The organism is Bacillus sp. 7894-2 (assembly GCF_002272225.1).
Lineage (GTDB): Bacteria > Bacillota > Bacilli > Bacillales > Cytobacillaceae > Cytobacillus.
In genome coordinates this window covers 1-14,974 of record NZ_NPDG01000096.1, presented here as the reverse complement: position 1 = coordinate 14,974, position 14,974 = coordinate 1, and the positions used below count along the sequence as shown (strand labels likewise).

Genomic DNA, 14,974 nt, shown 5'->3' with positions numbered 1-14,974 from the left:
ACTTATCCTCTTTTGGTTCCTCTGAGTCTTAAAGTGGGGGCTTACTGCCCGTTAGACATACAACAAAGCTGCAATGACTTAGTCTGTTCAAATTTAATAAGGAGGCTATTACTTGAACCCGGCATATATCTATCGGACCGTAAGATTTTTCTTTGTCATTGGAGTGGTGATCTTAAGTCTCTATGCTTTCTTATATTTATCCAAAGTGACTTATCCTTTTATTATCGGACTGGCTATTGCCTTTCTGATTAACCCCTTGGTTAATATAATGGAGGTTAAATGGAAAATACCAAGGGCTCTTGCAGTCCTCATTGCACTGATTCTTATCTTTGCCATTTTTGCCGGATTAATCACTTTACTGGTCGCAGAGATCGTATCAGGTGCGGATTATTTGGCAGAAGTAGTTCCGCAGCACCTCGATACCTTAATTGATTTTGTTGAGCAGTTCTTTGCAGGGCAAATCATCCCTCTTTATAACCAGCTGGCAAGTTTATTTAATAATCTGGGAACAGGACAGCAGGATACCATCATGACGAATATAGAAAACGTCGGGAAGCAATTTGGCTCTACACTGGGAGATTTTATCCAGGCGTTTTTCGAGAAAATCCCTAACATTCTTTCATGGTTTCCCAATGCTGCCACTGTCCTGATCTTCTCGCTGCTGGCCACTTTTTTTATCAGCAAGGATTGTCACAGGCTTTCAGGTATATTCAGCCGCATGCTGCCCAGCCGCGCAAAAAAAAGCGGCAGAACCGTATTTGCTGATCTGCAGAAGGCTTTATTTGGTTTCGTTAAGGCACAGGCTACTTTAGTATCTATTACTACTGTTATCATACTTATCGGGCTTCTGATTCTGCGTGTCGATTACGCCATCACAATAGCACTTGTGACTGGCCTTGTCGATATTATTCCCTATCTCGGAACAGGGCTGATTTTTGTGCCGTGGATTATATATGAGGCAATCGGCGGAGAAATGAGCAGGGCACTCGGGCTCGGCATTCTTTATATCATCGTTTTGGTCCAGCGCCAGATAATGGAGCCAAAGATTCTTTCATCAAGCATCGGGCTTGATCCTTTAGCTACCCTGATTGCTTTATTTGCCGGTTTTAAATTGATTGGTTTTCTGGGCTTAATTGCAGGCCCGGTTACTCTTGTACTCATCACTACTCTTCATAAAGCTGGGGTATTCAGGGATATCTGGATGTTTATAAAAGGCAATGAAGAAGCCGATTAGGATGAAAAATCTGTGCATCGCCATCAGTCAATATGATTATAATCCTCCATTAAAATTAACAAGCCGCTCCAGTATATCGGAGCGGCTATATATATAGCTATCTTTACCTGATTATCGTGATCGTTCCCTTGTTCATCCATTTTTTCAACCCTATATATAGGATGTTTTTAAGGACTTTTCTTGCAGAAGGAAGAAGCAAAGTAAATCCTAATGCATCTGTAATGAAACCGGGTGCCAGAAGCAGTGTACCCCCAATAAGGATGCAGGCCCCTTCAAGAATAGCGTCTCCAGGCATTTGCCCGTATCGCAGCTGTTCCTGGATTTTTCTGATTGTTTCAAGACCCTGCTTTTTAGCGAGATAAGCACCGAGAACACCTGTAAGCAGGATAATCGCAAGTGTAGGCCATAGCCCAATGGTATTGCCTGAAAGAAGTAAAACTCCAATTTCAGCAGCTGGAACGATTATCATCAGCAGGAGAATGTAGCGCATTAAGCCACCTCTATTTTGTTTAAGACTTACCATTATTATATCAAACAAGGCACTGAGAATATAACTATTTGTCCGGCAAAGTAAAAAAAGGAAGGGAGCACCCTTCCTTCTACAAATTCAAATTATAATACACTTGCGTGGCCGTTATAAATTACACCTCGCTGAGAGTCAACAGTGATTTCCTGCCCATCCATTAGAAGGCTTGTTGCATTTTCAACTCCTACAATGACAGGTATGCCAATATTAAGGCCGACAACAGCGGCATGGCTTGTAAGCCCGCCTTCTTCTGTAATAAGCGCACTGCATTTCTCAATCGCAGGCACCATTTCACGGTCTGAGCCGATAGTAACCAAAATAGAGCCTTCTGTTACCTTCGCTAATGCTTCCTCTGCATTTCTTGCTACAACGACTTTTCCAAAGGCTGATTTCCGACCGATTCCTTGTGCCTTAGCAAGAATGTCCCCCACTACATGAATTTTCATTAAGTTGGTGGTACCCGCTTCACCCACAGGAACTCCTGCTGTAATTACAACTAAATCTCCTGAAGCAACAATTCCGCTGTTCAAGCTTTCTTCAACGGCGATATCAAGCATATCGTCTGTGGTAGCCGCTTTTTGGCCAATTTGAGGGTATACACCCCATGTTAAAGATAAACGCCGAGACACATGATCATTAGAAGTAACGGCAATGATTGGTGCTTTAGGACGGTACTTGGAAATCATCCTAGCTGTATGGCCGCTTTCAGTTGGAGTGATAATTGCGTTGACATCCAGGTTTAGAGCTGTATGTGCCACTGATTCTCCGATGGCATCAGTAATGTTATGCTCATTATCTTTGCTGCGATTTGACAAAATCTCTTTATGATCTAATGCAGATTCCGCTCTTGATGCAATGTTGTGCATTGTCTGCACAGCTTCAACAGGATAAGAGCCCGCAGCTGTCTCACCGGATAACATGATCGCATCAGTACCATCAAAAATGGCATTTGCTACATCACTCGCTTCTGCGCGTGTAGGACGCGGGTTACGCTGCATGGAATCGAGCATTTGCGTTGCAGTAATGACTGGTTTTCCCTGTGCATTGCATTTTTTAATTAATTTCTTTTGTACGAGCGGCACCTCTTCAGCTGGAATTTCCACTCCAAGGTCTCCTCGCGCTACCATTAGTCCATCAGAAATTTCAAGAATTTCTTCAATATTATCTACACCTTCCTGATTTTCAATCTTAGGAATGATGTTGATATATGATGCATTGTGCTCTTCAAGCAGCTGTCTGATTTCCAAAACATCAGTTGCTCTGCGGACAAAAGAAGCGGCAATGAAATCGACGCCCTGTTCAATTCCAAAGATGATATCCTGTGCATCTTTCTCTGTTATGCCGGGAAGATTCACAGAAACACCTGGAACATTGACGCCTTTTTTATTTTTAAGTGTTCCGCTATTTAAAATTTTTGTGTGGATTTCACTGTTGGCCTTATCAATTTTTGTCACTTCCAGACCAATTAAACCGTCATCAAGCAATATTTTGCTTCCTGTGTCCACATCTTCAATAAGGCCTGCATATGTAACAGAAAACTTTTCTGCTGTTCCTTCAACCTCGTTCATGGAAATAATAATGTTTTCCCCAGCTCTAAGTTCAACCGCGCCATCCACCATATTATTTGTGCGGATTTCAGGTCCTTTAGTGTCTAAAAGGATGGCTACAGTCTTGCCAGTCTTTGCTGAAGCTTCACGGATATTCTGAATTCGCTGGCCATGTTCCACGAAATCACCATGGGAAAAATTTAACCGGGCAACATTCATTCCTGCTTCAATAAGCTGTGTTAACTTTTCAACACTTTCACTGGCAGGTCCAATAGTACAAACGATCTTCGTTTTACGCATTATAATTTACCTCCTGAATTAGTGCAGCTAGATTACCGGCACATGCGGCTTTCGGGAGCCGCGTGCGGGTTTATATGCGGCAAAATTAAATAGACAGCTCTTTCGAGAGTTTGTAGAGATCCAGGTCAAGTGTATGCTCTCTATCCAATATTTCAATTATATCATGGTCAACCAGTTTATTATTTTGAATTCCTACTGCACGTCCGCCTTTTCCTTCAAGAATAAGCTCTACTGCATATGCTCCAAGGCGGCTGGCCAGCACACGGTCGAATGCAGTTGGGGAACCGCCCCGCTGCATATGGCCAAGCACGGACACACGTGTATCAAAATTAGTTGTTTCTTTGATTTGCTTGGCAAATTCCACGCCGCTGCAGACTCCTTCTGCAACTACAATGATACTGTGCTTTTTGCCTCGTTCATGTCCCTTTTTAAGTCTCTCTGCAATTTCATCCATGCTATATCCTGCTTCAGGAATGAGGATTGTTTCCGCACCGCCTGCTAATCCAGCGCATAAAGCGATATCTCCTGCATCTCTTCCCATTACTTCAATGATGAATGTTCTTTCATGGGAAGTAGCTGTATCACGGATTTTATCGATTGCATCAATAACCGTATTTAAAGCTGTGTCAAATCCAATAGTATATTGCGTTCCCGGAATATCGTTATCAATGGTGCCGGGTACGCCCACACAAGGAAATCCATGCTCTGTCAAAGCTTTTGCTCCACGGTATGAACCATCCCCGCCAATTACGACAAGACCTTCTATGCCGTGCTTGTTCATTTGTTCGATGCCCTTTTGCTGGCCTTCTTTTGTTTTGAACTCTTCGCTTCTAGCCGATTGTAAGACAGTACCGCCGCGATGGATGATATCACCAACCGAACCGAGGTCAAGCTTCTTAATATTTCCTGACATCAAGCCGGAATATCCGCCATATACACCATATACTTCAATATTATGATAGATCGCTTTACGGACAACTGCACGTACAGCTGCATTCATGCCAGGAGAATCGCCGCCGCTTGTTAAAACTCCTATTTTTTTCATAATAATCACCCCGTATGTAATTTATATCACCATAAGAAAGCGTGTAATCTGCTGTGTTGTTTTATAACAGGCCTAAACATTATCTGCAGGCAGGCTCTTTATGTAAAGCAAAGCATATTTTGCTTATCTTATTATTGAACAAAACGCTATTGAATATTTCTAAAATACCATGAAGAAGGGAGCATCTCAACTTAATCAGACAATTTCAAAGATATACAGAATTGTCGGGATACTGAAAGCGTTTTATATAGAAGAAACTGCATATTTTCACTATAAGGAGGGTATTAATGTATGACTCTCTGCCAAAGATGACCTTCGCTCCTGCACCGCGAGTCATATAATAAAATAAAAAGCGTGCCCGAAAGCACGCTTTTATTTTACCCCAATAAATTCCTTTAAAAACGAATATTGGCCAATAGATTTGAACTTGTTGTACCGGTGATCGATCAGCTGGTCTTCAGTAAGATCCATCAGATCCTTCAATGATTGAGTAAGGACTTCTCCGATTTCCTCAGCCTGAACCTTGACATCTTTGTGGGCTCCGCCCTTTATCTCTTCAATAATCTCATCCACCACACCCAGTTCTTTTAAGTCCGGTGCAGTGATTCTCATGGATTCTGCAGCCTTTTTTGCCTGAGATGCATCTTTCCAGAGAATGGCTGCCGCTCCTTCTGGAGAAATAACGGAATATGTGGAGTTTTCGAGCATATGAATATGGTTTCCTACACCAAGAGCCAGAGCTCCGCCGCTTCCGCCTTCACCAATGACGATACAGATAACCGGGACTCTAAGGCTTGCCATTTCAAACAGGTTCTTGGCAATTGCCTCACTCTGTCCCCGTTCCTCTGCTGCTTTTCCAGGATAGGCACCCTTTGTATCAATGAAACAGATAATAGGCCTCCGGAATTTATCGGCCTGCTTCATAAGCCTTAATGCTTTGCGGTAGCCTTCAGGATGCGGCATGCCAAAATTCCTGCGGATATTCTCTTTTGTGTCTTTTCCACGCTGATGGCCGATGACAGTAACAGGAATCCCCTTAAACTTTGCGATACCGCCAACAATCGCCTCATCATCACCAAAAGCACGATCCCCGTGACACTCGAAAAAATCCTCAAAAAGGTGAGAGATATAATCCAGTGTAGTCGGCCTTGCGGGATGCCTTGCAATCTGCACACGATCCCACGGTTTCATATTTTCATATATATCGGCTTCTAATTTTTCCAAGCGCGCTTCCAGTTTCTCTATCTCAGAAGATAGGTCTACATCGGCTGTTTTGGTAAACTCTTTTAATTCAGCAATCTTTTTTTTCAGTTCCATTACCGGACGCTCAAATTCTAATTCTCCTGCCATTGGAAGTCACCTCCTGGTTGATGTATGGATAAAATAGCTGATATCTTGTCTTTTAACTCTGTTCTCGGAATTACTGCATCCAATTGACCGCATTTCAATAAGAATTCTGCTGTCTGGAAGTCTTCCGGCAATTCTTCACGGATCGTTTGTTCAATGATCCTCCGCCCCGCAAATCCAATCAAAGCACCAGGTTCTGCCAGATTATAGTCCCCTAGTGAAGCAAAGCTTGCAGACACACCGCCTGTTGTCGGATGAGTCATGATTGAAATAATAAGGCCTCCATTATCACTGAATCTTTTTAGTGCTACACTTGTCTTGGCCATTTGCATCAGGCTTAAGACGCCTTCCTGCATTCTTGCACCGCCTGAAGCGGTAAATATTATAAAAGGAACTCGCAATTCATCAGCTTTTTCAATGGCACGGGTAATTTTCTCTCCCACTACTGAACCCATGCTTCCCATTCTGAATGTGGAATCCATAACAGCTACTACAATCTTTTGACCATCTACAGTGCCTGTCCCAGTCACTACCGCTTCATTTATCTTTGTCTTTTCCCGATCCTTCTCCAGCTTTTCAATATAATCCGGGAAATTCAGAGGATTTTCTGAAATCATGTTCGCGTTAATTTCTTCAAAGCTATTAGCATCCAAAAAGCTTGCCAAGCGCTCTTTTGAATTCATGGTGTGGTGGTAATGACAATGGAAACACACTTTAAGATTCTTGACCAATTCTTTGGTATACATGATTTTCTTGCAGTTTGGACACTTTGTCATGATTCCTTCCGGCACATCCTGCTTTGCCGTTTCCGATGGAATGGTTGCATATTTCTTCTTCTTCGTCTTAGTAAAAATATCTTTAAGCAAGATGAAACCTCCCTGATAATCGCTGAATCATTTCCATTAATTTCATCAGTGGTCAGACCACTGATTTAAAAATGAATGCCTAACTTTTCTAGGCTTCATTTATGCTTGACTGATTATTTAAATATAGATGATATGAAAAATAAATTTTGCAAAAAATTGTCGTTAATCCTTCGACAAATTTCTTAAATTTCTATATACACGAATAACTTCGGAATCTTTTCTGGAAATCAAGGTATCAATCAGTTCCGCATATTGCTGCTTGGTTATCACCATTTTCTCTAAATCCAAAGAATTGTAATAATCTTTGAGAATGATCCAAATACGGAGGAAAAGATGGTTATCTGCAAGTGTGACGATTTCAAGAAAAAAGTCATCATCTGTGTAGTCTGCTTCTAGGGTCCATTTTTTGAACCTGAGAAGCCGATCTTCACCAGCCTTTTGAATTATTAGCCATAAACAATCAAGTTCGATCAGAAACTTGGTTTCTTTAACATCTCTTATAGATTTCTTATCCTGAAGAATGAAAGTGCTGAGCAGCTGTACGAGCTGATGCCCCCTAAAATCCCTCATAAAAGTCCCCTCGCCTCTCCTTGTCTCAATTAAGCCAAGAAGTTCAAGGGCTCTTAATGCTTCCCGAACGGAAGAGCGCCCGACACCCAGGCGCTCTGACAGCTCTCTTTCGGAAGGCAATCGATCTCCAGGCTTAAGGCCATCATGTTCAATCATGGTCCTAAGCTGTTTGACAATGCCGATATAAACCTTCGTGTTATTTTGAGGTGAATTCAATTATGGAATCACTCACCTTTTCCAATGACTGCAAGTTGCTTTGTTTTTTCCTTCACTTCTACAGGATCAACTTTAATGCGGGCAACGCCAGTCTCCATAGCTGCCTTTGCTACAGCAGCTGCAACTTCAGGTGCGACACGGGGATCGAATGGCCCCGGGATGACATAATCAGCATTCAATTCATCCTGATGCACAAGATTAGCAATGGCTTCTACAGCAGCCACTTTCATTTTTTCATTGATATGAGTTGCACGGACATCCAGTGCTCCGCGGAAAATTCCAGGGAAAGCCAGTACATTGTTTACCTGGTTTGGAAAATCAGATCTTCCGGTTCCAACCACCATTGCTCCAGCCGCTTTCGCTTCTTCAGGCATAATTTCAGGGGTTGGATTAGCCATGGCGAATATAATCGGATCCTGATTCATAGTGCCAATCATCTCAGCCGTCAGTGCTCCGGCAGCAGAAACCCCGATGAATACGTCAGCCCCTTTAATAACATCTGCAAGGCTTCCATTCGCATTCTCGCGATTCGTGTACTTTGCAACTTCATTTTTAATTTCATTCATACCCTGCGGGCGGCCTTCATAAATAGCACCTTTAGTGTCACACATAATGATATCGCGAACACCGTAGCTGTATAAAAGTTTAATAATGGCAATCCCGGCAGCACCGGCACCATTTGCGACTACCTTAATTTCATTCATTTTCTTCCCGGAAAGCTTCAGGGCATTTACTAGGCCTGCAACAGTTACAATGGCAGTCCCATGCTGATCATCATGAAAAACGGGAATGTTTGTTTCCTTCTTTAATCGCTCTTCTACATAAAAGCAATTGGGAGCAGCAATGTCTTCAAGGTTTACGCCTCCAAATGTAGGCTCGAGAAGTTTTACAGTCTCAACAATTTTATCTACGTCTGTCGTATTAAGGCAAATTGGAAATGCATCCACTCCTGCAAAACTTTTGAAAAGTACAGCTTTTCCTTCCATTACAGGCAGGGCAGCTTCCGGCCCGATATTTCCAAGTCCCAGCACTGCTGTTCCATCGGAAACAACCGCGACCATGTTGCCTTTCATCGTATATTCATAGACAGTTTCGGGCTTATCATAAATTTCCTTGCAGGGCTCAGCAACCCCCGGTGAGTAAGCAAGACTTAAGTCTTTGGCATTTCGCACCTGTACTTTAGATTTAGATTCCAATTTCCCTTTATTAGCTCTATGCATATGCAAAGCTTCTTCGCGTAAGGTCAAAATTTTCACTCCTCATATTCCGGATAGGATTATATATAAACATAGACATGACGAATACATGCTTTAAACCCTGCTGCAGTTCTGTTTCAGTATCAGAATAAACAGGGCTTTTCTTTCGCTCACAGTGGTCAGACCAGTTTATTTTTCTTCTTACAAATATACCATAATTGTTATTGTTGTAAAGGGTAATTACTTTAAAACGACGTTATTCCGGCCAAGCAGCTTCATAAGTAAATTCAGGAAATCCTCTGTCGGAGAGACCAGGTCCTCTTCACCCAGGCGAATGGTTTTTCGGGAGGTTTCATAATACAAAACCACTTGAACACTGCCTTCATTTTTCTTAAATAATTCTTTGAGCAAACGAAGATTTTCCGTTGTCTCCCGATCCTCAGTAATCCTTAAATACAATACGGGATCTTTATTTTGCATTTTTTCAATGGCTTCCTTCACATCATCGAGGTGCTGTACAATCAGCTGCTTTTTTCCGTCCCGTTCCTCAAGCTTCCCCTCCGCTAAGACGATGTTTCCCTGAGAGCAGAGCAAGGAAAACCGGTTAAACACCTTTGGAAACACAACTGCCTCCATATCTCCCGTCTGATCGCTCAAGGAAAGAAACGCCATTGGTTCGCCTTTTTTCGTACGGATTTTTTTCACTTCGGATAAGTAAGCAACTGTTTTTGGCTTTTTATCCGTATTTTCGAGTTCAGTCAGCGGATAGGCTTCCAGCAGGGAAAAATAGGATTCGTAAATTGAAACTGGATGATCTGATAAATACAGGCCGAGCACATCTTTTTCAAATCTCAGCTTGTCCTCTGAACGGATCGGATCTACTTCTGTATATTTAGGCTTAGGAAAAAATTCATCATCTTCAAAGAAATCAGCTTGATCATCTTCAGGCAAAACAAGCTGGGCATGCTCCGCGGCTACATCCAGGCTTGCCAGAAGCACAGCTCTATCTTCTCCAAATTCATCAAAGCTGCCTGAATGAACAAGCGATTCAAGGATCTTGCGATTTACCGCTTTTGTGGAAACCCTTATGCAAAAATCAAACAGATCTTCAAAGCGCTTGTTTTTTCTCGCCTGAAAAATATCTCTTAAAGCTACAGCACCGATTCCTTTTATAGCAGCCAGGCTATATCTGATAGAATTTTTCTCTGCCAGAAAGGAGTAGCCACTTTTATTAATGGAAGGCGGGCTGAGCGTTAAGCCCATCTGCCTCAGTTCTCCGATATATTGGGCAATCCTGCCTTCATTTCCGATAGCTGAAGTCAGCAGGGAAGCCATAAAGTGAAGAGGATAATGAGTTTTTAAATAAGCCAGCTGATAGGCTATGAAGCTATATGCAACAGCATGACTCCGGTTGAATCCATAATTTGCGAACCGGACGATTAAGTCATATATATCATGAGCGGTTTGCTCATGATAGCCTTTATTGACTGCTCCCCCAACAAAATGGACACGCTCACGGTCAAGCACTTCTTTTTGCTTCTTGCTGACCGCTCTCCGAAGCAAATCTGCTTCACCCAATGAAAATCCGGCCAGTTTTGCAGCGATTTGCATAATTTGTTCCTGATACACGATGACACCATACGTATTTTCAAGAATAGGCTTCAAGTCAGGATGAGGATATATGATTGGCTTCCTTCCGTGCTTCCTGTCAATAAAAAGAGGGATATTTTCCATTGGGCCTGGTCGATAAAGAGCATTGACAGCCACAATATCCTCAAACCGCGTTGGCTGAAGCCTTGTCAGGACACTGCGCATCCCATCAGATTCAAGCTGGAAAATACCTGTTGTATCTCCTCTTCCCAACAGACTGTATACATCCTCATCATCCAGGGGAATTTGTTTGATATCAATCTGTGTGCCTGTCTTTCTCTGTATAGAGCTTAAAATATTCTCAATTAATGTAAGGTTTCTAAGACCTAGAAAATCCATTTTTAAAAGGCCGACATCCTCGAGATGCTCCATAGAATATTGGGTCAAATAAACATTTTCATGCCCTTTTTGAATAGGAATGGCCTCCACAAGCGGATACTCACTGATGACAACCCCGGCAGCATGGGTCGATGTATGCCTTGGGAGTCCTTCCAGTTTGACAGCTGTTTCAAATAGTCTTCGATTTAAATCGGATTCCTGGGTAAATCTTCTTAAAGGCTCAGATTCTTTATAGGCCTCTTTGAGGGTGATGCCCAATTTGGAAGGTATTCTTTTTGAAAGCATGTCAAGCTCTTTAGGATTAAGCCCAAATGCCCTGCCGACATCCCGGAGTGCCGCTTTGGCAGCAAGGGTCCCAAATGTAAGAATTTGTGCCACATGCAGTTCTCCATATTTTTGGGATACATACCGGATTACCTCATCCCTTTTGTGATCCGGGAAATCAATATCAATATCAGGCATGGAGATTCTTTCCGGATTAAGGAACCGCTCAAATAGGAGCTGATGCTCAATGGGATCCACATCTGTTATATAGAGGACATAAGCAACCATTGAACCGGCTGCAGATCCCCGCCCCGGACCAGTTAAAATGCCATTTTCCCTCGAGAACTTCATAAAATCCCAAACAATTAGAAAGTAATCACTGAATTTCATGTTTCTGATTATGTTCAGCTCATACCGCAACCGTTTCTTATGCCCATCATCGCCATCCGGATACCTGTCAGCAAAGCCCTGCCAGCATACTTCTTCCAATAGCTCATCCGCACTCATGCCTCCTGCAGCAGGGTATTTAGGAAGATTCTGTTTATCCAGCTCAAGCATTACATTGCATTGCTCAGCAATCATAATCGTATTCTCTAAAGCATCCGGATACCCTGATAACAGTTCTGCCATTTCCCCGGATGACTTTAAGTAATACTCATTGCTCTTCAGCCGTTCTCTTTCTTCATCCTGCAGCTTTTCTCCATTTTTTATGGCCAGCAGGCATTCATGGGCAAAAGCTTCCTCTTTTTTTATGTAACAGACACCATTTGAAGCCGCCAGGCCAATCCCGGTTTCTTCTGAAAGCTTAACCAGAGAGCCATGGATTTTTTTTTCTTCCTGCAGACCGTGATCCTGTAATGCTAAGAAGAAAGAATTTTGCTCGAAAATACTGCTGAAAAGGTCAGCTGTTCTTTTTGCCTGGCTGTATTCATCTGCCATAAGAGATTGTTCGATCTCCCCATCCATGCCTGGAGTTAAAGCAAACAATCCTCCGGCATAGTGTTTAAGCCATTTAACAGGAATGCCTTCAGGCGATTTTGTCTGGACCGTGCTCGTGATTTTTAATAGATTCTGAAACCCCTGCCGGTTTTTAGCCAGGAGGACCAATGGATAAGCTTCGTCTTCAGATATCTCGCTTAGTACATCCACAGAGAGTCCCAGGATCGGCTTTATGGACTGCTTAAGACACTCTTTATAAAAGGCGACTGCCCCGTACATGACATTTCGGTCGGTCAGAGCCAGGGCAGGAAAGCTATTTTCCCTGGCGCTCGCCACAAGCTGCTCTATTCTTGCCGTGCTCGACAGCAGGCTATATGCGCTATATACATGAAGGTGAATAAATGACATGTTTCTCACACCCTTAATTTCTGCTATTTTCATTATAGAACGCCCGTTTCCAAAAAGAAAATATGTTCTCTTTTTAACAGCACCTAAAAAACATATTTTATTAAGTTTGTCCATATGATGAAGTATCAAGATAATTCTGGCAGGACCACTCCTGCAGCGAGGATGGATGATATGAATACCCAGCCCTTTTTCTCCACTTTAATTGAGAGCTATTTCATTGCGTTCGGTGTTTTAATTGGAGGTTCAATCATTGGCGGCATGGCTGCTTTTCTGACAGGCAAGCCTCCTTTAAATCAAATCTTCCAGATTTCCAATATGATTCGCATTTGGGCCATCATTGCAGCGATAGGGGGGACCTTTGATACAGTTTACAGCTTTGAAAGAGGCGTTATGGACGGCCAGACTAAGGATGTCTTCAAACAATTAATGCTGATTCTGTCTGCTCTCGGCGGGGCCCAGACCGGCGCCATGCTCATTAACTGGCTGACTCAGGAGAACATTTCGGCATGAGGATACCGCCTTACTACCGATTGCCATCCTGGCAGCGTTTTTTTGCAGGAATGGCCCTGGGAGGCATCATCAGCTGGTTTATTTTTTTATTTATCTTTGGGCAATGGCAGGAGAGATACAGCAAAGAAATCAAGCTTCAGCAGGATGCTATTTATGAATTGGAAAAAGATAAAGAAATCTGGCAAGAGGAATTCAAAAAATTAAATAAAGAAAACCAGAAAAAACTGACTGTCCAGGATATTTCCATTAAAATTGTCAACGGCGAAAAATATAAACTGGATTCCTTCAGTGTTTTCCAGCTGGAAGATAAAATAAAAGAGGATATCAGCATGATGATTGCCAAAGACATGGATACTGTATATAAAAGCAGTGAACTGATCAAGAAAATCATAGAGAATAAGTCACACCGCGTAAACGAAAAAAGATACCGGGTGGAAGTTAAAGAATTGGTGATTTATACCACTATCTCAATTGAATTGAATATAATGCTGGATTAATGCCCGGCTTTTTTGCCGGGCATCATATGTCAGCTGTCTATGCAGACAGCCTCAAGGTCTCTTACAACGGATTCCATCTCATCCCATGAATATATGGAAGCACCGGCAGCAAGAGGATGACCTCCGCCTTTATACTTCCTTGCAATTTCATTAATGATTGGACCCTTAGAACGGAACCGTACACGGATTTGATCGCTTTCCTCGATAAAGAAAACCCATGCTTTTATCCCCTTCACATCGCCAAGAGTGCTTACGAGCAGGGATGCTTTGGAAGGTACCGCCTTAAATTCTTCGAGCAATTCCTTTTTCAGGACCATTACAGCAGCTCCACTGGATTTCATCTCAAAATTCTGCAGTACATATCCCTTCAGTTTAACAATATTCGCATCCAGCTCGTACATCTTATCAAACAGTTCCGGACGTGAAAAATTATAACGGATCAGTTCACCTGCAAAGGCAAAAGTCTTTTCTGTTGTGCTAGGGTAAAGGAAACGGCCGGTGTCGCCAACTATTCCAGCAAATAAAAGCCTAGCCGCCTCATCAGACATTTTTAGTCCCTGTTCTTTGCCGAAAAGATAAAACTCATAAATCATTTCACTTGTAGAGCTTGCATCTGTATCCACCCACATTAAATCCCCATACGGATCCATATTAGGATGATGATCTATTTTAATCAGCTTGCTGCCCGTTCCATATCTGCCATCACATATCCGCTCTGCATTTGCTGTATCACAGACAATGACCAGCGCACCTTTATATGTGTCATCAGATATTACATCAAGCCTTCTCATATAATGAAGTGTTTCTTCTTCCTGCCCGACAGTAAAGATCGCTTTCTCCGGAAATGAAGCCTTAAGGATTTCAGCAAGGCCCCCCTGTGAACCATACGCATCCGGGTCCGGACGGACATGCCTATGAATAATGATTGTTTCATATTTTATTATTTCATCTAATATCTTCTGTTTCATGGCGCGCTCCTTTTATTCTGAATACTATATTTTTACCATACCACCATGAAAAGAAAAAGAAAACACTGCACGCTTATGGCATTTTTTTATTAATGCAGGTAGAATAATAAGAGATTGTCGAAACTTGGAGGTTATGAAATGCCTATTTTTGTTATCCTGATTATACTCTCTTTTTCTTTCTATATTTTCTACAAAGTAAAGTTCTTCAGAAGCAGACAGCCGGCTGAAAGACAATGGATATCAGCCAAGTCCAGAATTGCCCTCGGGTCATTTGTTGCCATATTTGGCCTTAACCAGCTGTTTTTATACGACACAACAACTGCTCTCATTGTGGCAATTGTGTTTATACTAATTGGCGGATTAAGCATTTGGGGCGGCATAAAAGCATACAAATTTTATACGCCCCATGCTGTGAAAGAAGCTGAAGCAGCAAGGAAGAATTAAAGATACCCGGACTTCCGGAAGAAGCCATGCAAAAAAGCCGTTCAATTTGAGCGGCTTTTTGTTTATTTGTATGAAAGTTAAACTTTGAACGTGGATGACTGTCTAGCT

The 14,974-nt window shown here is 42.3% G+C and carries 13 protein-coding genes; 4 read left to right on the top strand and 9 right to left on the bottom strand.

The genetic code is table 11. The features are described 5' to 3' along the window. The first annotated feature begins 112 nt into the window (after positions 1-112). Positions 113-1,234 carry a sporulation integral membrane protein YtvI gene (gene ytvI / locus CHI10_RS14200; protein ID WP_095244898.1) on the top strand — a complete coding sequence of 374 codons (1,122 nt, stop codon included), beginning with the start codon at positions 113-115 and terminating at the stop codon, positions 1,232-1,234. Positions 1,235-1,337: 103 nt separating this feature from the next. On the opposite strand, the gene CHI10_RS14195 is transcribed toward ytvI, so the two are convergent. The 8 genes from CHI10_RS14195 to dnaE form a co-directional block, all read right to left on the bottom strand. Next, positions 1,338-1,724 (bottom strand): FxsA family protein, encoded by a 387-nt coding sequence (locus tag CHI10_RS14195; protein WP_095244897.1) that lies wholly within the window; start codon positions 1,722-1,724, stop codon positions 1,338-1,340. A 122-nt stretch (positions 1,725-1,846) separates the two neighbouring features. Next, positions 1,847-3,607 carry a pyruvate kinase gene (gene pyk / locus CHI10_RS14190; RefSeq protein WP_095244896.1) on the bottom strand — a complete coding sequence of 587 codons (1,761 nt, stop codon included), beginning with the start codon at positions 3,605-3,607 and terminating at the stop codon, positions 1,847-1,849. Positions 3,608-3,692: 85 nt separating this feature from the next. After that, positions 3,693-4,652, bottom strand: coding sequence for a 6-phosphofructokinase (gene pfkA, locus CHI10_RS14185; protein ID WP_095244895.1), 960 nt, complete (start codon positions 4,650-4,652; stop codon positions 3,693-3,695). Positions 4,653-5,024: 372 nt separating this feature from the next. After that, positions 5,025-6,002, bottom strand: coding sequence for an acetyl-CoA carboxylase carboxyl transferase subunit alpha (accA, locus tag CHI10_RS14180; RefSeq protein WP_095244894.1), 978 nt, complete (start codon positions 6,000-6,002; stop codon positions 5,025-5,027). Then, entirely contained in the window at positions 5,987-6,865 is an 879-nt protein-coding gene (gene accD, locus CHI10_RS14175; RefSeq protein WP_095244893.1) for an acetyl-CoA carboxylase, carboxyltransferase subunit beta, read from the bottom strand. Before accD ends, accA begins: the two co-directional genes overlap by 16 nt. Positions 6,866-7,027: 162 nt before the next feature. Further along, positions 7,028-7,651 carry a FadR/GntR family transcriptional regulator gene (locus CHI10_RS14170; RefSeq protein ID WP_095244892.1) on the bottom strand — a complete coding sequence of 208 codons (624 nt, stop codon included), beginning with the start codon at positions 7,649-7,651 and terminating at the stop codon, positions 7,028-7,030. An 8-nt stretch (positions 7,652-7,659) separates the two neighbouring features. Beyond that, a complete protein-coding gene (gene ystJ, locus CHI10_RS14165; protein WP_095244891.1) occupies positions 7,660-8,898 on the bottom strand; it encodes an NADP-dependent malic enzyme in 1,239 nt (412 codons plus the stop codon). A 189-nt stretch (positions 8,899-9,087) separates the two neighbouring features. Beyond that, positions 9,088-12,447: a DNA polymerase III subunit alpha gene (gene dnaE, locus CHI10_RS14160; RefSeq protein WP_095244899.1), complete on the bottom strand. Its 3,360-nt coding sequence runs from the start codon at positions 12,445-12,447 to the stop codon at positions 9,088-9,090. 114 nt (positions 12,448-12,561) lie between these two features. On the opposite strand from dnaE, the gene ytrH reads away from it, so the two are divergent. Both ytrH and ytrI read left to right on the top strand, forming a co-directional pair. Then, on the top strand, positions 12,562-12,957 hold the full coding sequence (ytrH, locus tag CHI10_RS14155; protein WP_353615972.1) for a sporulation membrane protein YtrH: 396 nt from the start codon (positions 12,562-12,564) through the stop codon (positions 12,955-12,957). Then, positions 12,954-13,454: a sporulation membrane protein YtrI gene (ytrI, locus tag CHI10_RS14150; protein ID WP_095244889.1), complete on the top strand. Its 501-nt coding sequence runs from the start codon at positions 12,954-12,956 to the stop codon at positions 13,452-13,454. The genes ytrH and ytrI overlap by 4 nt, the downstream gene beginning before the upstream one ends. Positions 13,455-13,483: 29 nt before the next feature. Here ytrI and CHI10_RS14145 read toward each other — a convergent pair whose 3' ends face one another. Continuing rightward, positions 13,484-14,422, bottom strand: a complete 939-nt coding sequence (locus tag CHI10_RS14145; protein ID WP_095244888.1) for a DHH family phosphoesterase — start codon at positions 14,420-14,422, stop codon at positions 13,484-13,486. 138 nt (positions 14,423-14,560) lie between these two features. Here CHI10_RS14145 and CHI10_RS14140 point away from each other — a divergent pair, with 138 nt between their 5' ends. After that, on the top strand, positions 14,561-14,866 hold the full coding sequence (locus tag CHI10_RS14140) for a YtpI family protein (protein WP_035330304.1): 306 nt from the start codon (positions 14,561-14,563) through the stop codon (positions 14,864-14,866). The last annotated feature ends 108 nt before the right edge of the window (positions 14,867-14,974 follow it).

Bases quoted from the DNA above. Each gene is read 5' to 3' on its own strand.
- accA (WP_095244894.1), bottom strand. From the start codon at position 6,002: ATGGCAGGAGAATTAGAATTTGAGCGTCCGGTAATGGAACTGAAAAAA.
- CHI10_RS14145 (WP_095244888.1), bottom strand. From the start codon at position 14,422: ATGAAACAGAAGATATTAGATGAAATAATAAAATATGAAACAATCATT.
- ytrI (WP_095244889.1), top strand. From the start codon at position 12,954: ATGAGGATACCGCCTTACTACCGATTGCCATCCTGGCAGCGTTTTTTT.
- CHI10_RS14195 (WP_095244897.1), bottom strand. From the start codon at position 1,724: ATGCGCTACATTCTCCTGCTGATGATAATCGTTCCAGCTGCTGAAATT.
- dnaE (WP_095244899.1), bottom strand. From the start codon at position 12,447: ATGTCATTTATTCACCTTCATGTATATAGCGCATATAGCCTGCTGTCG.
- pfkA (WP_095244895.1), bottom strand. From the start codon at position 4,652: ATGAAAAAAATAGGAGTTTTAACAAGCGGCGGCGATTCTCCTGGCATG.
- CHI10_RS14140 (WP_035330304.1), top strand. From the start codon at position 14,561: ATGCCTATTTTTGTTATCCTGATTATACTCTCTTTTTCTTTCTATATT.
- pyk (WP_095244896.1), bottom strand. From the start codon at position 3,607: ATGCGTAAAACGAAGATCGTTTGTACTATTGGACCTGCCAGTGAAAGT.
- ytrH (WP_353615972.1), top strand. From the start codon at position 12,562: ATGATGAAGTATCAAGATAATTCTGGCAGGACCACTCCTGCAGCGAGG.